Origin of the sequence: Spirochaeta cellobiosiphila DSM 17781 (genome assembly GCF_000426705.1) — a bacterium.
Lineage (GTDB): Bacteria > Spirochaetota > Spirochaetia > DSM-17781 > DSM-17781 > Spirochaeta_E > Spirochaeta_E cellobiosiphila.
This window is the reverse complement of the sequence record NZ_AUFW01000007.1, coordinates 51,521-73,716: the sequence shown is the minus strand read 5'-3', so window position 1 is coordinate 73,716 and position 22,196 is coordinate 51,521. Positions and strand designations below refer to the sequence as shown.

21 protein-coding genes are annotated in these 22,196 nt (G+C 39.6%); 11 read left to right on the top strand and 10 right to left on the bottom strand.

Annotated features, from left to right (window positions below):
* The first annotated feature begins 22 nt into the window (after positions 1-22).
* Positions 23-1,405 carry a class II fumarate hydratase gene (locus tag K345_RS0100310; protein ID WP_028972470.1) on the top strand — a complete coding sequence of 461 codons (1,383 nt, stop codon included), beginning with the start codon at positions 23-25 and terminating at the stop codon, positions 1,403-1,405.
* Here K345_RS0100310 and K345_RS19075 read toward each other — a convergent pair.
* The 7 genes from K345_RS19075 to K345_RS0100275 all read right to left on the bottom strand — a co-directional run bounded on the left by K345_RS19075 (position 1,377) and on the right by K345_RS0100275 (position 7,923).
* A complete protein-coding gene (locus K345_RS19075; RefSeq protein WP_053227933.1) occupies positions 1,377-3,470 on the bottom strand; it encodes an EAL domain-containing protein in 2,094 nt (697 codons plus the stop codon). The two genes, K345_RS0100310 and K345_RS19075, sit on opposite strands and share 29 nt — an antisense overlap.
* 117 nt (positions 3,471-3,587) lie before the next feature.
* A complete protein-coding gene (locus tag K345_RS0100300) occupies positions 3,588-4,043 on the bottom strand; it encodes a hypothetical protein (protein WP_028972469.1) in 456 nt (151 codons plus the stop codon).
* Between the two features lie 11 nt (positions 4,044-4,054).
* A complete protein-coding gene (locus K345_RS0100295) occupies positions 4,055-5,173 on the bottom strand; it encodes an NADH:ubiquinone reductase (Na(+)-transporting) subunit F (RefSeq protein WP_028972468.1) in 1,119 nt (372 codons plus the stop codon).
* Positions 5,174-5,187: 14 nt separating this feature from the next.
* Positions 5,188-5,781, bottom strand: coding sequence for an NADH:ubiquinone reductase (Na(+)-transporting) subunit E (locus tag K345_RS0100290; protein WP_028972467.1), 594 nt, complete (start codon positions 5,779-5,781; stop codon positions 5,188-5,190).
* On the bottom strand, positions 5,778-6,389 hold the full coding sequence (locus tag K345_RS0100285; RefSeq protein WP_028972466.1) for an NADH:ubiquinone reductase (Na(+)-transporting) subunit D: 612 nt from the start codon (positions 6,387-6,389) through the stop codon (positions 5,778-5,780). The genes K345_RS0100290 and K345_RS0100285 overlap by 4 nt, the downstream gene beginning before the upstream one ends.
* The gene (locus K345_RS0100280; protein ID WP_028972465.1) at positions 6,386-6,994 is read right to left on the bottom strand and encodes an FMN-binding protein; all 609 of its coding nucleotides are present in this window, start codon (positions 6,992-6,994) and stop codon (positions 6,386-6,388) included. Before K345_RS0100280 ends, K345_RS0100285 begins: the two co-directional genes overlap by 4 nt.
* Positions 6,994-7,923, bottom strand: coding sequence for an RnfABCDGE type electron transport complex subunit D (locus K345_RS0100275; protein ID WP_245584587.1), 930 nt, complete (start codon positions 7,921-7,923; stop codon positions 6,994-6,996). Before K345_RS0100275 ends, K345_RS0100280 begins: the two co-directional genes overlap by 1 nt.
* 262 nt (positions 7,924-8,185) lie before the next feature.
* Between K345_RS0100275 and K345_RS0100270 the strand changes: the two genes are divergently transcribed.
* From K345_RS0100270 to K345_RS0100240, 7 genes are all read left to right on the top strand, one after another.
* Positions 8,186-9,097 carry a lipoyl protein ligase domain-containing protein gene (locus K345_RS0100270; RefSeq protein ID WP_028972463.1) on the top strand — a complete coding sequence of 304 codons (912 nt, stop codon included), beginning with the start codon at positions 8,186-8,188 and terminating at the stop codon, positions 9,095-9,097.
* A 19-nt stretch (positions 9,098-9,116) separates the two neighbouring features.
* Positions 9,117-9,554 carry a pyridoxamine 5'-phosphate oxidase family protein gene (locus K345_RS0100265; protein ID WP_028972462.1) on the top strand — a complete coding sequence of 146 codons (438 nt, stop codon included), beginning with the start codon at positions 9,117-9,119 and terminating at the stop codon, positions 9,552-9,554.
* A 14-nt stretch (positions 9,555-9,568) separates the two neighbouring features.
* On the top strand, positions 9,569-10,543 hold the full coding sequence (pdhA, locus tag K345_RS0100260; protein ID WP_053227932.1) for a pyruvate dehydrogenase (acetyl-transferring) E1 component subunit alpha: 975 nt from the start codon (positions 9,569-9,571) through the stop codon (positions 10,541-10,543).
* A 14-nt stretch (positions 10,544-10,557) separates the two neighbouring features.
* Complete coding sequence (locus K345_RS0100255; RefSeq protein ID WP_028972460.1) at positions 10,558-11,541, top strand: pyruvate dehydrogenase complex E1 component subunit beta; 984 nt, start codon at positions 10,558-10,560, stop codon at positions 11,539-11,541.
* Between the two features lie 3 nt (positions 11,542-11,544).
* On the top strand, positions 11,545-12,837 hold the full coding sequence (locus tag K345_RS0100250) for a pyruvate dehydrogenase complex dihydrolipoamide acetyltransferase (RefSeq protein WP_028972459.1): 1,293 nt from the start codon (positions 11,545-11,547) through the stop codon (positions 12,835-12,837).
* 10 nt (positions 12,838-12,847) lie between these two features.
* Entirely contained in the window at positions 12,848-14,230 is a 1,383-nt protein-coding gene (lpdA, locus tag K345_RS0100245; RefSeq protein ID WP_028972458.1) for a dihydrolipoyl dehydrogenase, read from the top strand.
* A gap of 136 nt (positions 14,231-14,366) precedes the next feature.
* Positions 14,367-15,101: a YdcF family protein gene (locus tag K345_RS0100240; RefSeq protein ID WP_028972457.1), complete on the top strand. Its 735-nt coding sequence runs from the start codon at positions 14,367-14,369 to the stop codon at positions 15,099-15,101.
* 223 nt (positions 15,102-15,324) lie between these two features.
* Here K345_RS0100240 and ilvC read toward each other — a convergent pair whose 3' ends face one another.
* Positions 15,325-16,794, bottom strand: a complete 1,470-nt coding sequence (gene ilvC / locus K345_RS0100235) for a ketol-acid reductoisomerase (RefSeq protein WP_037570670.1) — start codon at positions 16,792-16,794, stop codon at positions 15,325-15,327.
* 266 nt (positions 16,795-17,060) lie between these two features.
* On the opposite strand from ilvC, the gene msrB reads away from it, so the two are divergent.
* Positions 17,061-17,555, top strand: a complete 495-nt coding sequence (msrB, locus tag K345_RS19070) for a peptide-methionine (R)-S-oxide reductase MsrB (RefSeq protein ID WP_083963555.1) — start codon at positions 17,061-17,063, stop codon at positions 17,553-17,555.
* Positions 17,556-17,591: 36 nt separating this feature from the next.
* Positions 17,592-18,164 (top strand): nitroreductase family protein, encoded by a 573-nt coding sequence (locus K345_RS0100225; protein WP_028972455.1) that lies wholly within the window; start codon positions 17,592-17,594, stop codon positions 18,162-18,164.
* Between the two features lie 30 nt (positions 18,165-18,194).
* Here the strand turns inward: K345_RS0100225 and K345_RS0100220 are convergent, their stop codons facing one another.
* Entirely contained in the window at positions 18,195-19,058 is an 864-nt protein-coding gene (locus K345_RS0100220) for a M15 family metallopeptidase (RefSeq protein ID WP_053227931.1), read from the bottom strand.
* The gene (gene lon, locus K345_RS0100215) at positions 19,033-21,375 is read right to left on the bottom strand and encodes an endopeptidase La (protein ID WP_156888246.1); all 2,343 of its coding nucleotides are present in this window, start codon (positions 21,373-21,375) and stop codon (positions 19,033-19,035) included. Before lon ends, K345_RS0100220 begins: the two co-directional genes overlap by 26 nt.
* A 58-nt stretch (positions 21,376-21,433) precedes the next feature.
* Here lon and recO point away from each other — a divergent pair, with 58 nt between their 5' ends.
* Positions 21,434-22,195, top strand: a complete 762-nt coding sequence (gene recO, locus K345_RS0100210; protein ID WP_028972452.1) for a DNA repair protein RecO — start codon at positions 21,434-21,436, stop codon at positions 22,193-22,195.
* Position 22,196 lies beyond the last annotated feature (1 nt).

Here is a 22,196-nt window from a genome sequence, read left to right as displayed (position 1 = left end):
TGATAAGTGCAGGAGTTTTATTATGGCAGAAGATTATAGAATTGAAAAAGATAGTATGGGTGATGTCCATGTTCCTATAGAAGCTCATTTTGGGGCCCAAACAGTGAGAGCTGTTAACAATTTTCCCATAAGTGGATATAGGATTCCTGATGTATTTCTACAAGCTCTTGGTTTTTTAAAAGCTTCTGCTGCTAGTGCTAATCGTTCACTAGGAACTCTGCCTCAGAATATAGCTTCTCTTATTGAGCAGAAAGCTCTCCAAATTGCCCAAGGAAAGTACATTGATCAATTTCCTATCGATGTCTTTCAGACTGGTTCAGGAACTAGTTGGAATATGAACATTAATGAAGTTATTGCTTCACTTTGTAATGAAGAAATCAATCATGTGAGGGGAGGACGTAGTCCTGTTCATCCTAATGATCATGTGAACCATAGCCAATCATCCAACTGTATTATTCCTTCTGCACTCAATGTGTCCAATCGTTTAGCTTTAGGAGAATTATCACTGGCACTTGAATCCCTCCAAACAAGTCTCAAATCAAAGACCTTAGCCTTTAAGGATATAATAAAGATAGGCAGAACACATCTCCAGGACGCCGTGCCTATGACTGTAGGGCAGGAGTTCAGTGCTTTTGAAGCTCTTATAAGCAAATCCTTAAAACGTCTTAAAGATTGTTATTCTATTTTGGAAGAGATTCCTTTTGGTGGTACTGCTATAGGAACAGGACTGAATGCTCCTGATGGTTTTAAAGAGGGGGCAATTAAAGCTTTAAATGATTATACTAAGATCTCTTTTCGTTCCAGCGACAATCTTTTTGAAGGCATATCCGCTCGTGAGCCTCAGATGGCTCTCATGGGGGCTCTTAATGGACTTGCTGTATCTTTAATGAAAATAGCCCAGGATTTAAGAATATTGTCTTCTGGTCCTAGAACAGGCCTGGGAGAACTTATTTTACCTAGTCTTCAACCTGGTAGTTCCATTATGCCTGGCAAGGTTAATCCTGTCATTCCAGAGATGGTTATTCAAGTGGCAGCCCACATAATGGGTAAATACCAAGCAGTAACCATTGCCTGTCAAAATAGTCCTTTACAATTGAATATAATGATGCCTCTTCTTGCATTTGAAACCTTAGAGGCTATAAGAATATTAACAAATGCCGTTACTGTTTTCAGTGAAAGTTGCATAAAAGGGATAGAAGTTGATTCCATTCAATGTCAACAGCAAGTAGAATGGAGTCTTGCTTTAGTAACCCCTTTAGCCACAAAGATAGGCTATGATGAAGCTTCTCGATTAGCCTATAGAGCATACAAAGAGAAAAGAACCATCCAGGATATCGTTCTGGATGAAGGTTTGATAACAGAAGAAGAGGCCTCGATCATCTTTGATCCAAAAGGGATGGTTTAAAGTTGTGATTGATCAACTCCTCTATGGGTAAGGGTTCATTTAGATAATATCCCTGAGCATAATCAACATGTACTGCTTTAAGTATGTCAAAGACTCTCTGTGTTGCTACATATTCGGCTATCGTTTTTTTACCCATAGCATGGGCTATCTGGTTAATTGCCGATACAGTTGCAAAATCAACTTCGTTATTATCTAACTCTTTTACAAAGGAACCATCAATTTTAATAAAATCCACATGTAAGGAGCGTAGATAGGAAAAGCTGGCAAAACCTGTACCAAAATCATCAAGGGCAAAGGTACAACCTACTTCTCCCAGCATATCTATAAAGTTGTTAGCAGCTGTAAGATTATTAATGGCCGTTGTCTCTGTTACTTCAAAACAAATACGTTCCGGTGGTACTTCATATATTTTAAAACAATCTAATATGACCTGGAAAAGGTTTTCATTCGTTAAGGAGCCACCAGAAAGATTTATACAGAATACTAGTGGTTCATCATGACTGGTCAAATAGCGTTGCACAAAACGAAAGGCATTTTGGATAACCCAGATATCAATGTGGCTCATAAAATTATATCTTTCAGCAGCAGGAATAAAATCAAAAGGTTGGATTATTTGTCCTTCTAATCCTTTTAAGCGAATTAATATTTCAGCTTTTGGCGGGAGATTTGCTGCCTCATCTAAAGGCTTAATATATTGAAAATATAAGGCAAATCTATCTTCTTCCAGGGATTTTTGGAGCTGACTTACCCATTGCATCTGTCCTCTGCGTCGATAAAAGCTATCATCACTGATATTGTAAGTACGTATTTTATTACCGCCTTCCTCCTTGGCCAGCTGGCAGGCATCATCCACAGCTGATAATAGATCATGGACACCACCTGTTTGAGGGTCCAAGGGAATAACTCCCATACTCACTCGTATGGGAAACTTATATTCATTCCAAATAAATATATTAGAGTTAAGAACTTTCTTGATTTTACGGGCTCGTTGATGAGCCGCTTCTATGTTGGCGTTATATAAAATGAGACCAAACTCGTCACCACCTAAGCGAGCCAGAATATCTCCATGGTTGAGCATATTTGAAATCTTTTGGGTAATATCTTTTAATAAAGCATCACCTGCGTGATGACCACAGCTGTCATTTACCACTTTGAATTGATCAACATCAACATACATTAAAGAAAATTCTTGGTGGAGACGATGAGCCAGTTCCCAGCATTGGCTTAATTTATCAGCAAAAGAATCTCTATTGATTAAACCTGTTAATTTATCATGGGTTGATTGAAAAATGAGATTCTCAGAAAGTTTCTTGATCTCAGTCATATCTTTGATACTGCAAACAAGTCCTATATGCTCTCCTTTTGTATCTTTGAGGAAATTAACTAGTCCTTCAATATGGATATGTCTTCCCTGAGGAGTCTCTATAAGGGCATATTCGATCAGATAGCTATCTTTGTTAACTTCTTCCAATAGTTTTGTTAGTTCTATTGGAACAAGACTTTTGGCATCCAGGATTTTTACAATCTGTACTATTGGTTGTCCCACTGCTGTCGCACTGTTTATTCCAAGGAGTTTTTCTGCTTCTTGATTTATGAATTGTATGTTCCAATGTTCATCTGTGGCAATGATCGAGTCCCCTACGGAACGAAGTATGGTAGAAAACAACTCTTCCTGTTGTTTGAGCTTTTGGTCTATTTTGTTTTTATATAATCCCATCTCAATGGTTGTGGATAGCTCTCTTTCCTTAAATGGCTTTAATATATAACCAAGAGGCGTGGCTTCCTTAGCTCGCTCCAAGGTCGTTTGATCTGCAAAAGCTGTTAGGAACATAACTGGCAAATGGTATAGCTTCTTGATTTGAATGGCTGCAGTGATTCCATCCATCTCTCCTTCCAACATAATATCCATAAGAATAAGGTCTGGTTTGTATTGACCTGCTAGTTGGATAGATTCATCACCTCTTGATGTGGTACTACAAACGGTGTAACCAAATTTTTCTAATCTACGTCGTAGATCTAAAGCAATTATTTTTTCATCTTCAACAATTAAGATCTGTTCTGACATTATATTTGTACCCCAATTCCTTGTGTTTCAAAGAATAATTCCCTCGAGGTTTAAATGCAAATCAGGATAAAAAAAAAGCTGGACTTTAAGTCCAGCTAAACAATATTTCAGGTTCTATTACAACTCAAGAAGTGATTTTAATGTTTTTGGTTCCAAACGGAAAGGAGACCCTTTCCCTTGTAGAAAATGGTGTTTAGTTAATAGGTGAATGGATAACTCTGAACATATCAGTTTAATAGATTCATCTATATTAGATAGTTCAAGGTTTGTTTTATGGTAAATACCATCCTCAAAAGGACAAGGTAAAAAACCTCTTGTATCATCAGTACGAACAATCCATTTCTTTTCGACAGTTATAGGCTCGCCCAGGCCTTTCTTGCCTTCTTCCAGTAGGTATAGTAACTTTTCTCCCACCTCATCAAAATCAAGGTTATGAGCTTGCATCAACTCTTCATCTGCTTCTATAAGATCATGAAGTGATATGTTTTCTTGATCTCCTAGAAAACCCTGACTTGTGATAGCTCCTGGTTTCATGTTTTCCCATGCTTTTCTTTCTTCTGGAGTTAACTTCATTATCATCCCCCTTAAGCAAAACTGTCATAATAGATTTTTTCTTTCTCTATTCCATTAGCTGACATAACAGCATTACAAGCATTAATCATACCTGGACTACCACATAAATAGCCCTCTTTAGTATTATCAGAGACCTTAGTCTTTAGATACTTATCAAGAACGTCAGTAATGAGGCCTGTTTCCCCTTCCCATCCATCACCTTCTTGAGGTTCACTCAAAGCAGCAACAAAATGGAAATTGGTAAGTTTTTTCTCAAGTTCCTTCAATTCTTCAAGATAGTATATATCTTTCACAGTACGAGCACCAAAGAAGTACCATATCTCCCGATCGGTAATACCTTTCTCTAATAAATCATAAAGGATAGATTTAAAAGGTGCCATTCCAGACCCCCCTGCAACACAAATCATGGTTGCATTGGTATCTTGTACATAGAAATCTCCAAAAGGACCTACCAAGTCAATTTTCTGGCCTTCCTTTAAATGTTCATGTACATAGGTGGTTACGATTCCCCCTGGAACCAGTCTAATCAAGAATTCCATATGGTTTTTGTCTGAAGGGCGAGAAGAGAGAGAATAGGCTCTTTGAGTAGATTCTTTAACCTTGTCATAAGGAGGAACGACAAATTGGGCATATTGGCCTGCTTTGAAATCAACCTCATTAGGATTATCCAATCTAACATAGACTTCTTTTATATCATGAGTCAGGTCTTTTATGGTTTCCACTGTTGCCTTGTATTGTTTAACACTAAATAATTCTTCTGGGATGTGAATACTAAGATCCTGTTTCACTTTTACCTGACAAGATAATCTAACATTATCATCCATCTCATCTTTAGTAAGGTATGGTGCTTCTGTTGGAAGTATTGGGCCTACATCAGAGGTTATCTGACATTTACAAGCTCCACAACTTCCCCGACCTCCACAAGCGGAGGGAACAAAAATTCCCTCACTGGAGAGAGTATGAAGAAGAGGACTTCCCCCTTTTACTTTCAGTTCTTTTTTCCCGGAATTAATAATAATGGTTACATCACCATAATTATTAACAATTTTATCTGTAATGGAAATCATTGCTGCCAGAATAGCAGAGATGACACCTATAACAGCGGGGGCAATAAAAAAAGTTACATTCATTTTCTTAGCATCTCCTACTGTACACTTAGCATTCCGCTAAAGCCCATAAAAGCCATAGCCATGAATCCAATAGTTATTAAGGTAATTCCCGGTCCTTTCAATCCTGTTGGTACAGGGGCCTTTTCTAATTTTTTCTGAATGGCCGCTAGTGCCATAATGGCTAACCACCAACCTAATCCAGAACCAAGACCGTAGACGACGGATTGAACAAAGCTATAACTTCGTATCTCTATGAATAGAGCGACACCCAATATGGCACAGTTTACTGTAATGAGGGGTAGAAATATACCTAAGTTCATATACAAGGCTGGACTTAATCTATCAATGACCATTTCGAGCATTTGTACTGTTGCTGCGATGACTATGATAAAAACAATGTATCTTAGGTACAGTAAATCTAAGGGAAGAAGGATAAACCTAAGAACGGCCCAGTTAATTGCTGCTGTTATGGTTAGTACAACAGTTACGGCCATTCCTAGTCCATTGGCTGACTTTATATCCTTACTGATGGATATAAAGGAACACATTCCCAAGAAGTTAGCTAGTAGAATATTACTAGTGAATATAGAAGCAAATAATAAGACTAAAGGATTTATATCTGGACTCATTTCTTACCTCCTTCTTGTTTCAGCATGATCGTCTTAGCTATCCAAATAAAGCTTCCCAATAAGAAGAAAGCACTAGGAGCCATTACCATGATTGTCCAAGGAGTGAAGCTGGAAGGTAAAACAGGAATATTAAATAATGTCCCAAAACCAAGTAGCTCCCTAAAGAACGCAATAACTAGAAGGACTACCATGTATCCTAAACCACTTGTTATACCATCCCAAAATGATATGAGAGGGGGATTGGCTTGGGCAAAGGCTTCTGCCCGACCCATAATGATACAGTTTGTAATGATAAGCCCAACATAAGGTCCTAAGGATTTACTTATAGCTGGTAGATACGCTCGTAAAAGTATATCAACAATGATAACAAAGAAGGCTATGATCAATGTTTGCACTATCATACGTACCTTTCTTGGAATCAAGTTCTTAATGAGTGATACAGTCAAATTCGTGAAGGCAGTAACGAATACTAAACTTACTGTCATTACCATCGTATTGGATAGGTTGTTTGTTACAGCCAGTGTTGAACATATCCCTAATATTTGTACAAATATGGGATTGTTGTACCACAAGTTATCTTTTAATAATTGAGAAGGGCTAGAACTCATTTAAGCACCTCCAATGTTTTCTTGAGTTTCATAAGCTCTTGATTTATTAAAGCTTCAAGAGAGTCACTTGTTCTTGTTGCACCAGTGATAGCATCGACTCTGTCATCATCTTTATTACTATCACCCTTACCAGAGCCTTGATTGATAATCAATTTTAAATCACTTGGTATCTCTTGGTTAATAAATTGTTTCTTAAACCAATCTTCGGAGATTCTTCCTCCTAAACCGGGAGTTTCACTGTGACTTATGATTTCAAGACCTTGTATTCTGTCCATAGATTTATCAACTGCCAGGACACCTGTTATGGTTCCCCACAAGCCGGGACCCGAAAATTTCGAGGCATACACATCTTTATTGTTAACTTTAGCCTCGTAAAGAATGGGGTCATTCTCAATTTCAGTTACTTCAGTCTCATAGGTTGATAAAACATTATCATCATTAGTTGAGATTCCAAGAGCAGACAGGATAGATCCTTTTTCTGTAACCTCCTGATTAATCTCAATAATGTCCTTTGTTTGTTCGTTTGCCAAGGCAAGAAGAAAAACAAACAAAAAAGCTGTAATGAAGGTAAAAATTATTGTGTATATTGTTCCTTCCTTGTTCATTAAGCTGCCTCCGCTTTTTTCTTCTTTTGAGGTTTAGGCATTAGCTCATCAATTAATGAGGCAAAGGTATTACCCATTAATACACCAAAACTTGTTCCTTCCGGGAACAGACTAAACGTTCTGACAAGCACCGTAACAGCACCAATAAGGGCCCCGTATACCCATTGACTAGAGTTCTTTTTAGGACCACTGACAGGGTCTGTAGCCATAAAGACTGTTACAAATAAATAACTCCCTGACATAAGGGCGTATAAGGGGTGTGGTGCTCCGGTAACTCCGGTAAAATACAATGCTGAGTGAAGGATTCCCCCTGTTAATAACATAGAGAGAATAATTCGCCAGCTTGCCGTTTTTGTAACTATTAAGTAGATACCGGCTAGAATAATAAGGAAAATAGGCCCTTCACCAAGGGATCCTGTACGTAAACCAAAAAGTAAATTCAGTATATTGGGGGCTGCCTCACCTGCCCGTAGCAGGTTTAAAGGAGTTGCTGATGTTACAGCATCGGCATTTAGTCCGAAGTTTCCAAAAGCCATCCAACTACCATTTGTCATAATTGTAGGAAAGGTTATATAGATGAAAAGCCTTCCCGTTATGGCTGGATTAAAAATATTTCTTCCAAAACCACCGTAGGCCATCTTACCGAAAAGCAAAGCGAATAGAATACCGATCGCTGCTATCCAGAAAGGCGTTTTAGGAGGTAACGAAAGAGCAAAGAGTAAGGCCGTCACAAAGGCCGCTTGACTAACTTTCGTGGTCTTCTTTTTCTTATTCTTCTCCATTATCCATTCTACTGTAACAGCCAGAACGACAGACATTGCTACAAGAGCAAAACTTCTCCACCCGTATAAGTAGATTGAATAAAGAAAGATAGGGATAAGACTGTAGACCACTTTCATCATCATAGGTTGTTTCTGATATTGGATCACAATTTCACCTCAAATTTTGGAATATCCTTTGGTTAAGAGTAAAAGAGTTTCTAAAGTAAAGCAAGGAAAAAGCCATACCTAATCTCTAGTGTCAACAATAAGAAATTAGTCTTAATTTGTAAAGTATTATCGATAAAAATTACTACTAATCTCAATTTTAAAAAAAACTAGACAGATGCAATTGATTGTGACTAAATTAATCAGGAAACGAAACTTGATCTAATTACTTGAAATTAAATACAGGAGGAATAAAGCTAAACATATGGACTTTGAAGTATATCGTTCTCTTAGTCATGATCCTGGAGCTAACCTGAACTGGGAAGAAAGCCTTTTTGATGATCTTCCTGAGAATACAGTGAGAGTTGTCTTTTATATCAACAAAGACGCTGTGGTTATGGGTAAGTTTCAGAATCCCTGGAGAGAATGTAATCTATCCTATTGTGAAGCAGAAGGTATTCCTGTGTTTCGTAGATTCTCGGGTGGAGGGACTGTTTATCATGATATAGGGAATCTGAACTTTAGTTTTCTCGGTCCCAAAGACTGGGATCCTAATTGGATATTTCAAGAAGTGGACAAGTTGCTCAAGGACAAAGGTGTACATTTAACTAGAACTGAAAGGGGTGATTTCCTCCATGATGGTAAAAAAGTTTCCGGTAGTGCTCATGCATATAAGAGAAACAAGCAGGCACATCATGGGACTTTACTTATAAATGCTGATTTGGATCGTGCGTCAAAAACCCTTAAGGGGCTTAAAGGCCGTATATCAACTCATGCAGTGCAGTCCTGTCCTTCTCCCATAAAGAATTTATCCAAGCTACTTTCAGGTCAAACGGCAATGAGCCTCTGTGAAGAGTGGGCTGATTTATTCGCAAAACAATGGCAAACAAATATCATTACAGTGGAACCTAATGAATATGGTTCGGCTACAGATCCTGATCGTGTATACAAAAAAACACCACCATTTTCCTATCTTTATGTCAATGAAGAAGATTCTCTAAGTGCTGAAATTGATCATGGTATAATTAAGAGCTTCATCGTAAAGGACAATCAATCTGAAAAGGATTGGACAGAAATCATAGGAAAGGAGTGGAAAAGGCAGGTCTTAGTGAAGGCCAATGCTCCAAACCCTATAAGAAAAAGGATCGCTGCCTGGTTAGCTTGGGAGCGTTTTTAAGTAAACAGGAGGAAAAAGAATGAATGTTAGTGAAATTTTGGACAAGTTAGATTTTGTTATTGATGACTCAAATGTAGGTGTCCTCACAACTGTAGATGCGGACGGAAATCCCAAAGCACGTTGGATGACTCCTAGTCTGTTACGTAATCGAGAAGGTTTTTTATATGCCGTTACTAGTCCAAAGTTCAAGAAGGCAACCCAGATAGAGGCTAACCCAAAGGTTCATTGGTTAATACAAACCAAGGCCTTAGACAAAGTTGTCAGCATTAAAGGTACGGTAAACCTAATAGATAATCCTTCCTATAAGGCTGAAGTTCTTACAGAAATAGGTAGTCGATTAGGTATGTTTTGGAAGTTAAACCAGAACGCCGATGAAATGGTCGTTTTGGAAACAGTTATAGAGGAAGCTGAATATTTTGAACCCCTTGGTGGTGTGAGAGCCAAGGTTGATTTTTAGGCTAGGAGAGGCGGATGCGAAAAATAGATTCTTATGACAAGGATTTTCTAATAAGTATTTTGAGGGAAATGAACTTTATTAGAAGATTCGAAGAAAAAGCAGGACAAATGTATGGTCTTAAAAAGATCGGAGGGTTCTGCCACTTGTACAATGGTCAGGAAGCCGTCGCTATTGGTGCAGTCAAAGCTCTGGATATGAAGACGGATTATATTCTGACAGGATATAGAGATCACGGACATGCCTTAGCTGTGGGAATGGATCCCAATGCTATTATGGCCGAACTTTATGGTAAATCAACTGGTGTTAGCCGAGGTAAAGGTGGATCCATGCATATGTTTGATGTTGAAAAACATATGCTAGGTGGAAATGGTATCGTCGGAGGCCAGATCCCCGTTGCAGGTGGGGTCGCCCTTATGCAGGCCTATAAAGGCACAGGAGGTGCTACTCTGGTCTTTTTTGGTGATGGAGCGATTCACCAAGGGTCATTCCATGAGACTCTTAACCTGGCGAAAATATGGAATCTGCCCGTAGTTTTTATATGTGAAAATAACCAGTACGGAATGGGTACTTCCTATGATCGTGTATCATCTGTAACTGATTACTCTATAATGGGTAATAGCTATGGAATTCCCAGTTGGCAGGTAGATGGTATGGATGTTATCGCTGTGTATGAAGAACTAGGTAAAGCAGTAAAACAAGCGAAAGAACAAGCTCTTCCTGCTTTCATTGAGATTCAAACATATAGATATAAAGGACACTCTATGAGTGATCCGGCCAAATATCGTTCTAAAGAAGACTTAGAAGCATACAAACAAAAGGATCCTATTTTAGGACTAAAAGCTCGAATGCTGGATGCTGGATTGATCACAGATGAACAATTCAAAGAATGGGACAAAGAAGATAAGAAAAGGGTTCAGGATGCTATAGAGTTTGCAGATAAATCACCAGAACCACCATTAAGTGATATGTACGAAGATATTTTGGCCTAGGGAGGAAGAAGAGTATGGCAATAATAGCAATGAGAGAAGCCCTTCGTCAGGCCTTGGATGAGGAAATGACTCGTGACGAGAACGTCCTCTTAATGGGTGAAGAAGTGGCTCAATATAATGGAGCTTATAAAGTATCCAAAGGGTTATGGGAAAAATACGGAGATAAGAGAGTCATTGACACACCAATCACCGAATTAGGTTTTACAGGTGTTGCCGTTGGTGCCGCCTCTGTAGGATTACGCCCAGTAGTAGAATGGATGACTTTCCAATTCGGATTGTTAGCTATTGATCAGATTATTAACAATGCTGCTAAGTTAAGACACATGTCAGGTGGTCAGTTAAAAGTTCCCATGGTAGTGCGTGGACCTAATGGACCGGCTGAGTTCCTATCCAGCCAGCATAGTCAAAGTTTTGCTTCTTATTTTATGCATATACCTGGTATCAAAGTGGTTGCACCATCTACACCTTATGATGCCAAGGGTCTGTTAAAGACCGCTATTAGAGATGATAACCCTGTTATCTTCTTAGAAGCTGAAATGTACTATGGCTGGACAGGAGAAGTTCCTGAAGAGGAATACACAATACCTTTTGGAAAGGCTGCTATACGACGAGAAGGTGAGCATGTTACCCTCGTGAGTTTCTCAAAGCCTATGAAAATGTTGGAAGAGGCCGCTGAAGAGTTGGCAAAAGAAGGCATTAGTGCAGAAGTAATAGATATACGATCTATCAGACCCTTAGATGAAGAAACAATTTTTGGATCTGTTAGAAAAACCAATCATGTTGTCGTCGTCGATGAAGCATGGCCCCAGGCAAGTGTGGGATCCCATATAAGCGGATTAATTTCTGCTAAATGTTTTGATGACCTGGATGCACCTGTTGAGTTTGTCTCATCAGAAGATGTTCCTATGCCTTATAACCACACATTAGAGCTTGAGGTTCAACCCACTGTGGCCAAGATTGTGGCGGCAGCGAAGAAAACCCTATACAGAGAAGGATAGAACATGGCAGAAAATGTATTAATGATAGCCCTTTCTCCCACTATGGAGGAAGGAACCATACTTAACTGGAGTGCTAAAGAGGGCGATACCATCAGTACAGGAGATGTTCTGTGTGAGGTTGAGACTGATAAAGCCAGTATGGAATACGAGTCAGCCCAAGAGGGGACTCTACTTAAAATAATCAAAGGTGAAGGATCACCAGCAAGAGTGGGAGATGTTATTGCCATAATTGGTGAAGAAGGCGAGGATGTTTCTGATCTGGTGGCTGAAGCTGAGGCTGCTCCAGCAGCGGCTCCTGAACCAAAAGCAGAAGAACCCAAAAAGGAAACCGCTCCTGCTTCTGAAGCGGCCAAAGAAGCTGCACCAAAACCAGCAGCTCCTAAGGCTTCTACACCCGCACCCAGTGTCTCTCCCAGCAGTGATGATCGGATTAAAGCCAGTCCATTAGCACGAAAAATTGCCGCCTCCAGAGGCATTAATCTTGGTATGGTGAAAGGAACTGGTCCTGCAGGACGAATCGTTAAGGAAGATGTAGAAAACTTCAAAGCACCTCTCGCTCCTGTAGAGGGTGTAGCAGTTGGTGGTAGTTCAGGAAATTCCTTCGGAAGTCCTCTAGTGGATGAAACCGTACCTGTTAGTCGAATGCGACAAACCATCGCTAAACGATTAGCCGAAAGTAAGTTCGGGGCTCCCCACTTTTATCTAACCTTATCTGTTGCTATGGATGGCATGGTTGATTTCCGTAAGAAAGCCAATGCCCGGGCAAAAGAAAAGTTAGGATTAAATCCCTTCTTCATGAAATTCGCAGCAGAAGCTATTAAACGACACAGAGAGTTGAACTCCTCCTGGTTAGGTGACAGTATTCAATTCCATGGTTCAATTGATATCGGCTTGGCAGTAGCCTTACCTACCGGTCTTATAACTCCTGTTGTACGAGACTGTGGAAACAAAGGGATTGCCCAGATAGATGCAGAACTAAAGGTTCTCATTGATAAAGCCAAGAATGGCGGCTTAGCTCCTGATGAATATAATGGTGCTACATTTACTATTAGTAATCTAGGATCATTTGGTATTGAGGAGTTTACAGCCATTATCAATCCTCCCGGCTCAGCCATATTAGCCTTGGGCGCTACAGTTAAGACTCCTGTTGTCAATGATAATGATGAACTAGAAATCAAGAATATCATGAAAATGACCTTGAGCTGTGACCACAGAACGATAGACGGAGCCATTGGAGCCGCTTTCATGAGTGACATGAAAAAGATGATGGAAGATCCTTTCCAGTTATTAATGTAAGGAGAATATCTTGAGTTTTGATTTTGATTTAATAGTAATCGGTGCTGGTCCTGGCGGATATGTTGCTGCCATACGGGCCAGCCAATTAGGCCTAAAAACGGCTGTTATAGAAAAAGATAGTCCAGGAGGAGTCTGCCTTAACATAGGTTGTATTCCTTCTAAGGCTCTCATCCACCAGGCAGAAAACTATCATGCTATAAAAGAGCTTGAAGAAATTGGTGTTAAAGCAGATACAAGCGGTTTAAATTACAAAGCTGTTTTTGATAAATCCCGTGCTGTTGTAAGTCAGATGACGAAAGGAGTGAGCGGACTTTTCAAAAAAAATAAAGTGGAATACATCAAAGGTACTGCCAAAGTAACTGGTGAAAACAATATCGATGTGGATGGCAAAGCCTACTCTGCCAAGTTTATCCTTTTGGCAACAGGGTCTTCTCCACGACAGATTCCCGGATTTGAGTTTGATGAAGAGGTCGTTCTCAGTTCCACAGGTATCCTCATGTTGGAAAAACTCCCCTCAAGCCTTGTGATATTAGGTTCCGGGGCAATAGGAATGGAATTCGCATATGTAATGAATGCCTTTGGAGTAGATGTAACTGTTATAGAAATGCTTCCTAATATTCTCCCTGTAGAAGACAGAGACACAGCCAAGGTTGTGGAAAAGGCCTTCAAAAACAGAGGTGTTAAGTTCCTGACAGGAACAACAGCGAAGTCCCTTAAGAAGACAAAGTCCTCCGTAACTGTAACTGTTGAAAAAGATGGTAAAGAAGATACTATCAAAGCTGATAAGATCCTTGTGGCAGTAGGTCGTGTACCTAATACAGCTAACTTAGGATTAGAAGAGCTTGGAATTAGAATTGAACGGGGATTTGTAAAAGTAGGGGACTACTATCAGACAGGAGTCCCTAGTATTTATGCCATTGGTGATATCGTTCCTAGTCCTTTGTTAGCTCATGTCGCTAGCAAAGAAGGGGAAATCGCGGTAGAACACATGGCTGGTGTAGGACATGAGAAGAAGCTTGATCCTCAATTAATCCCTGGAGCAACCTACTGTGAACCCCAGATTGCCAGCTTTGGATACAATGAAGCTCGCGCTAAAGAGGCCGGTATTGCTTATGAAAAAGCTCTTTTCCCCTTTGTCGCTATTGGTAAAGCCGTAGCTATCGGTCAGCAGGATGGTTTAGTAAAGATCCTCTTTGATCCTAAGACAAAAGAGATCCTTGGATGTCATGTTGTCGGACCACAGGCCACAGAGTTGATTCATGAACTGCTATTGGCTAAGAAAGCAGAGTTATTACCTGAAGATATTGCCACCCTTGTCCATGCTCACCCCACATTAAGTGAAGGTGTAATGGAAGCTGCAAGAGCTGCAGAAGGTTGGGCTATTCATATCTAGGTAAGATAGAACTTATCTATAAAAGACCGGGTGAAAGCCCGGTTTTTTTATGTATTAATACTTCTTATCATCTCTGAACAATATTGATACAATTCATATAGATACAAAAAAGAAAATGATAGATCAGGAGTAGCGTGTGTTTTTTTTCTTATCCAAGACCATAGGATATATAACACATCCGGTTTTTCTCTTTTTATTGATATTGATCCTCCTGAAAATTCTAAAGAAACCTAAGGGGTATAAGTATTGTGTACTTTTCCTTTATCTGGTCAGTACTCCCCTAATTAGTGATTGGTTGGTTAAATCTGTAGAGTTGAAACCTCAAAGACTTGGTACCCCTCACTATGATTATGTCATTGTCTTAGGAGGATTTGTAGATATCGCCCATAGTAAGACAGAACTTCCTGAGTTCAATGCCAGTGTGGATCGTATTCTCCAAGGGGTACATCTAGTCAAAAAAGGGATAGCGTCGAAGCTCATCTTTACAGGTGGTAGTGGTGACATTATGAATCAGGACGATTCAGAAGCAGATATGCTATTACCGTGGTTAGAATATCAATTGGATGAATCTCAAATTCTCATAGAATCAAAAAGTCGTAATACCTATGAAAATGCCCTTTATACGAAGGATCTTCTATCTATTGAGAACAGCAAGGTCTTATTAGTAACCAGTGCCTTTCACATGAAACGGGCGCTAGGTTGCTTTAATAAACTGGGATACCAATGCGATCCTTACCCTGTGGATTTCAGGTCCCAACAGCAAAGAGGGTTATACAAATTCCTTCCTAATGAGCGGAGCGTTCTCAATACTGCCTTTGTCTTTAAAGAGTGGTTAGGGACATTTGTTTACAAATTGAAAGGCTATATTTAAGAACTGTTTGTTTATTCGTACATTATGTTTTATCCAGGTATTCCAGTTATTCTTACAGATTTATAGGAGTGGTCAATATTGGCCAGTTTTTCCAATTTTAGAGGATCCTAGTGAAAACATTGTTTTAATTAACGGCTGTTCTTGCAGATGGTAAGAGTATTGTTAAGAGTAAAGAACCCGCCAGGGAGGCGGGTTTATCAAGAGTAGGTTTTGTTAAAATATCTTAATAGATTGACTTCATAGCAGTCATATAAGATCGAAGTGTGCGACCCACTTCTTCAATGGGGTGATTTCGGATCTCATCATTAATGGTCACGAGGTCAATGTTATTCACGCTGTTGTCTTCCTTTTCACTGATGCGACCAATAACATCCTGAGCTTGTTCGTTAACCCAGTCACGTAATAAAGGAATGGCTGCATTTGCGAATAGGTAAGTACCGTATTCTGCTGTATCAGATATGATTTTATTCATTTCATAGAGTTTCTTACGGGCGATTGTATTGGCAATAAGGGGAAGCTCGTGAAGAGATTCATAATATGCTGATTCTTCCTTTATGCCGGATTCCACCATAACTTCAAAGGCCAGCTCAACACCAGCTTTTACCATGGCTACCATAAGGATACCCTTATCAAAGTATTCTTGTTCTGTGATTTCTTCTTTTGTGATTCCTGTTGTTTCAAAAGCGGTCTTGTTTGTTTCTTCCCGCCAGGTGAGAAGGTCTATATCATCTTTAGCCCAGTCGGCCATCATCGTTTCAGAGAACTTACCGGAGATAATATCATCCTGATGTTTGAAGTATAGGTCTGTCATTAGGTCTTTGAGTTCTTCTGCTAAAGCAAAAGCTGTGATTTTATCAGGATTGCTTAGTCTGTCCATCATGTTGGTGATACCCCCGTGTTTAAGGGCTTCTGTGATGGTCTCCCAGCCAAATTGTACTAACTTGGAGGCATAGGAAGGCTCTATACCTTCGGCTACCATTTTATCAAAACAAAGGATAGATCCTGCTTGAAGCATACCACAAAGGATGGTTTGTTCACCCATAAGATCTGATTTAACTTCAGCAACAAAGCTTGATTGAAGAACTCCAGCTTTATCTCCCCCTGTTCCTACTGCATAAGCTTTGGCATATTCCAATCCGTCACCATTAGGGTCGTTTTCAGGGTGTACAGCGATAAGGGTAGGAACTCCAAATCCTCTTTTGTATTCTTCACGAACCTCGGATCCCGGTGATTTGGGTGCCATCATAATAACAGTAATATCTTTACGTATCTGTTTTCCTTCTTCTACGATGTTAAAACCATGGCTGTAGGAGAGCACAGTGTCTTTCTTCATAAGAGGCATAACGGCATCGATAACACCTGAGTGCTGTTTGTCGGGAGTTAAGTTAATAACTACATCTGCCTGAGGAATCATTTCTTCGTAAGTTCCAACCTTAAAGTTGTTCTCAGTGGCATTGATATAACTAGGACGCTTGGCTTCAATAGAAGCAGCTCGAAGAGCATAACTTACATCTAAACCGGAATCTCTTAGGTTAAGACCCTGGTTGAGTCCTTGAGACCCACATCCGACAATGACAATCTTCTTGCCCTTGAGTATATCTACTCCATTGGAAAATTCAGCTTTATCCATAAAACGACATGTTCCTAGTTGTTGCATCTGGGAACGGAAAGGTATGGAATTGAAATAATTCATATGCGACCTCTTATTGGTATTGGTTTTTATCACCATACAACTAGCTTCTGCTTAAGTCTATTCCTTTTAGTGTTCTTATTCGTGCTATTTTGTTTATTTAATATTGCGTTTGATGCAATGCAGTCTCGAACTGCTTTTAGTAGCATAGATTGGTTAAATAGATATGAGAGTTCAAACTTTTATTAAAGTATGGGATCAGTTTGTTTGCACTTTTTGAGGGCCTTGCCTTTTTCGAAATTATGCTTAAATTCTTATGGGGGTAGGAAATGACAGACAAATCAGATGATGAGTTGAAGATTTATAAAGCAGGGGAAGAACCTGAATATACCTTTAAGCAAAGCGAAGAAGAGTGGAAGAAGCAGTTGTCCCCAAAGGCTTATGGAATTCTTAGACAAAAAGACACGGAATATCCTCACACTGGGGAATATAATCATGTTGATAAGCAGGGCACTTTCTATTCAAAAGCGACTGGACAAGAATTGTTTCGTACAGATCAAAAGTATGAATCCCATTGTGGATGGCCTAGTTTTTATAACTCTCCTTACAAGGATAATATGGTATTTATAGAAGATAATAGTCTTGGTATGTCTCGTGTGGAGGTAGTTGATTCCCTAAGTGGCAGCCATTTAGGGCATATTTTTCCTGATGGCCCTCAGCCAACAGGACTTCGTTACTGTATTAACTCAGATGCTTTAGTCTTTGTTCCTGATGGAGAAGAGATGCCTCAATGGCTAAAAGATCTGCGTGAGAAATCTTCCTAAATTTACTTTATTCTTAATTCTGGGTATATTAACTGTATGGGAATAAAGACAGCACGAACGGATCATCATATCACTAGTTTACTACAGGAGAGGTGGAGCCCTCGATCATTCTGGGAAAAACCTCTGGCTCCTGAGGACTTTGATAGACTATTAGAGGCCGCCAGATGGGCCCCAAGTTCATTTAATGAACAGCCTTGGCGTTTTTATTATGCCCATAGGGATACGGAAGGTTTTGATAAGATATGGGAATGTCTTAAGAAACCAAATCAGGATTGGGCCAGACGGGCTAGTGTCTTAATGATTGCTAGCGCTCACACTATGTTTGGTCATTCAGGTAAGGATAATAATCATGCTGTGTATGATTTAGGTCAATCTGTGTTTTCCATGACTATTCAAGCAGAAAGTATGGGTATCAAAGTTCACCAAATGGCTGGGTTTTATCCGGATAAAGCTGTGGAACTTCTTAATATTCCTAGTGATATCAAACCTATTACAGCTATAGCTATTGGATACAATGGTCCGCCAGAAAGGTTAATGTCTAATCTGCAAGGAAAAGAAACAGAGGCTAGAGCTAGAATGAAAATTGAAGAGTTTTCTTTTAGAGTATAAAAAAGAGGCTGATTTATTCAGCCTCTTGTCTTATTCTGCAGGATTAACATCCTTTTTGTAATGGGCCAGTAAGTCTTCCCTATTATCATTAAGGAAGTTGATCAGATAGTGTTGAATATCTCCAAACCACTTTCTTTGTAACTCACAACCTTCTTTTGTAATCCATCGATAGTGCCAGTTCTCATAACGATAACCTGTGACCTCTTCATAACCATCAGGATAACTGAGGGAAAAACCATACTTCCATGAATTGGCCATCAACCATTTTCCTGGCGCTGTATTGGCATAGGCATCGGTGATGCTTCCAAAATCAATAACTGTTCCTAACTGGTGCTGACTGGTTCCAGCAATAGCACTTTCCCTAGATGCTTGCTCATAACCGATCTCTCCTACATACCTCTCAAAGAGAGCTTTTTGGTAATCATAAGAACGATAAGTAGAGGACACCATAATGGTTAAGCCTTCTAGGCGAGCATCCTCTACCATTTCAAACAAATCATCTAAAACAATTTGTCTAAGTGATAAATCATTACGGCTTAATGTTAAATGTGGAAAGTCTGTTAGCTTACGTAAATCTTTAGGTTTATAATCTGGTCCTAAGGCGTGGGTTTTGTCCGCAATCACAAAGTAATCCGCTGGGTATTTCCAAATCCTTTCGAGATCTGATAAGAACTCACTAGGATTTTGTCTGATCTTTTGTGCCATGTCTTCTGGTAAATTAACAAGGAGTGCTTCGAACTCATCCGCTGTGTACGTATAATCTGGATTGATAATATTGATCGTTTTTGTGTCCTCTGTAGGATCAGCTTCTGCCTGTTCTGGCTTACTACAGCTTGCTAATAGAAGAAGGAGGACTAAGCCTCCTGTCTTAAAATATGATGTCAAATACTTCATTTATATGCTCTACTGGATAAAATTTTATACCCTTTTTAACATGTTCAGGGATTTCTTCCAAGTCCCTGGAGTTGTGATAGGGGATGATAATATGCTTCAATTTATTCCTTCGAGCAGCAATGGTCTTCTCTTTGAGACCTCCTATGGGCATGACTTTACCCGCAAGAGATAGTTCTCCTGTCATTCCTAGATGCTTTTTAATCACCTTACCTGTTACTAAACTTAACAGGGCAGAGGCCATGGTGATACCTGCACTGGGTCCATCTTTTGGGGTAGCTCCTTCAGGAATATGCAGGTGAATAGCATGTTCATCAAACCATTTAGGTTCAACACCCCATTTTTCTGCAATGGATTTAACATAGGTATAGGCTATACTGGCTGATTCCTGCATTACTTCACCCATTTGGCCTGTGAGTTTTAAACCACCTTTTCCTTTTGTCGCCAGCGCTTCTATGATCAGAGTATCTCCGCCGAAGTTTGTCCAGGCTAAACCTATGGTCATACCGGGAGCTGTAACTGCTTTGATTTCATCTTCACGGAAGATGGGCTGACCCAGAAAATCCTTGAGATTATCTTCTCCAATAGAGAAGGGGCCTTCTTCTTCTTTTAGTACGATTTTCTTTGCGATCTTACGATGAACCTTTTCGATCATCTTTTCAAAGTTACGCATACCTGCTTCACGTGCGTAGTTGGTGGCAATCCCATCAAGTCCGCTTTTGAGATATTTAACGTCCTTCTTTTTGAGACCATTCTTTTCAAGGGACTTGGGAATGATGTATTTCTTGGCAATGGCTATCTTTTCTTCTGCAATATAGCCGGAGAGGCGTATGATTTCCATTCTGTCCAGTAAGGGTCTAGGAATGGTATCCAGAGTATTAGCTGTTGCCACAAACATAACATGACTTATGTCAAAGGGGAGATCCAGGTAATGATCTCTGAAGTTGATATTCTGTTCAGGGTCCAGTACTTCTAGTAAGGCACTGGAAGGATCCCCTTGATAGCTCTGTCCCAGTTTGTCTATTTCATCAATCATGAATACAGGAGCTTTGTCGCCCACTATTTTCATTCCCTGGATGATCTTACCAGGCATGGCTCCTACATAAGTACGGCGATGTCCTTTGATTTCTGCTTCATCCCGCATGCCTCCTACACTAAAACGGAAGAAAGGGCGACCTAAAGCTGTTGCTACAGACTTACCAATACTGGTTTTCCCCACTCCGGGAGGTCCTACTAAGCAGAGGATAGATCCTTTGGAATCCTTCTTTAGTTGTTTTACTGCCAAGAATTCCAGGATACGTTCTTTGACATCCTCTAATCCATAATGATCCCTATCAAGGATTTTTTGTCCTTCACTAAGGTCAATATCTTTTAATTCCGGTTCTCCCCAGGGAAGATTGGCTATGGTTTCAATATAGTTACGAGTGACAATGTATTCAGAACTGGAAGGTTCCATGAGGCTGAACTTGTCGAGTTCAGATGTTACTTGTTTGAGTACTTCACCTTCTAGGGGTAGTTTATCAATGGCTTCTTTGAACTTTTGGTACTCTGATGTTTTCGCATCTGTCGCAATGCCTAATTCTTGCTTAATAGCTTTTAGTTCTTCTCTTAAAAAATACTCTCTCTGGCTTTTTTCGATCTTTTCATTGATTTGCTTACTGATTTTTTTCTGGATACGGATGAGTTCTTGCTCTTTTTTGATATGAACGAGAACCATCTCCATACGAGCCTTGATTTCCAGGGTTTCCAGTATGGTCTGCTGGTCCTGACGACCGATATTAAGGATACTGGCTATGAAATCAGCTATTTTACCTGGTTGATCAATGTTGACCATATTAAGACGCATTTCTTCTGAGAAGAGGGGATTGCCTTCTGATATTTGTTTCATCTCTGAGATGAGAGAACGGGTTAGGGCTTTAAGTTCTACCTCATCAGCATTGTTTTCATCATCGAGATAATCCACGGCTGCTATGAGAGGGCTTTCCTGTGTGAGGTTTTTCTTTATTTTGAATCTTTTTAAGGTTGATATAAAGACATTGAGCCCTCCGTCGGGAAGGTTTATTCTTTTGACAATCTTGGCCACTGTTCCAATTTGGTATAGATTGTTGGGGATATCATCCTCTTCTTCGTTCTTAAGTAATACTAACCCAATGACCTTATCCCCTTCCATAGCTTGATCAATAACAGCAACATCCTCTTTGGAGGAAATCATTAAAGGGGTGAATATACCTGGGAAAATCGGCTTTCCGAGTAAAGGAATCAATAATAGCTTATTGGGTAATACCGAGTCAGCTGGTATAATTTGTTTTTCCAATGGGATTCTCCTTTTGTATCATTTAGAACTATAATTTAGGAAAGAATTTTCTTCAGGGCAAGTATTGGATAGTAATAGGCATTTTAAATCGGAATATATCGTTATTAAATCAGATAAAATGGGTGAATCTAATAGATTATTGAGTTTATTGACACCTGAATTGGGCATTTTAAGGGCTACAGCTTTTGGCGCTCTCAAAAGCAAAGGGAAACTCCATGGCTATACCAGTCATCTGGCCTATGGGTCTGGAGACCTTTATCATGATCCCGTTAAGGGGTTCTGGAAGTTGAGTTCTGTTGATGGTGGCGAAACTTTTGTTAATATTGGAACAAATCTCAAAGCCTACTTCGCCGGTTGCGTTATGGCAGAGATCTATCCCCATCTTTTCTGGAATGAAACAGATGGGCCTTATTTTTTTGACCTAATGAAACAAAGTCTGTATTGCCTGAATGATTGTAGTGAAAAGGATGTGGATTATATTCTTATACAATATCTATGGCGTCTTCTTGTGGTTCTTGGTTTTGCCCCTGATTTTGAGCATTGTTGTAAGACTGGAGTTCCTCTTGATGGAGAAACTTCTATCTATTATCAAAAATCCTATAATGGTTTCACAAGTGCGGAACTCAGTGATAGTCGGCATCTGATGATTCATCGTGGTGTCATTAAGTATTTGAAGTACACTTATGATTTGAGTCTGGAGAAATCCTTGAAGGTCACTTTGTCTGATCAAGACATTAGTACCCTTAAATCAATACTTATTGCTCATATACAGAATGAAATAAACTATTCCCTGAAGACGATTAAAATGTCCTCAGGGATTCTTTGAT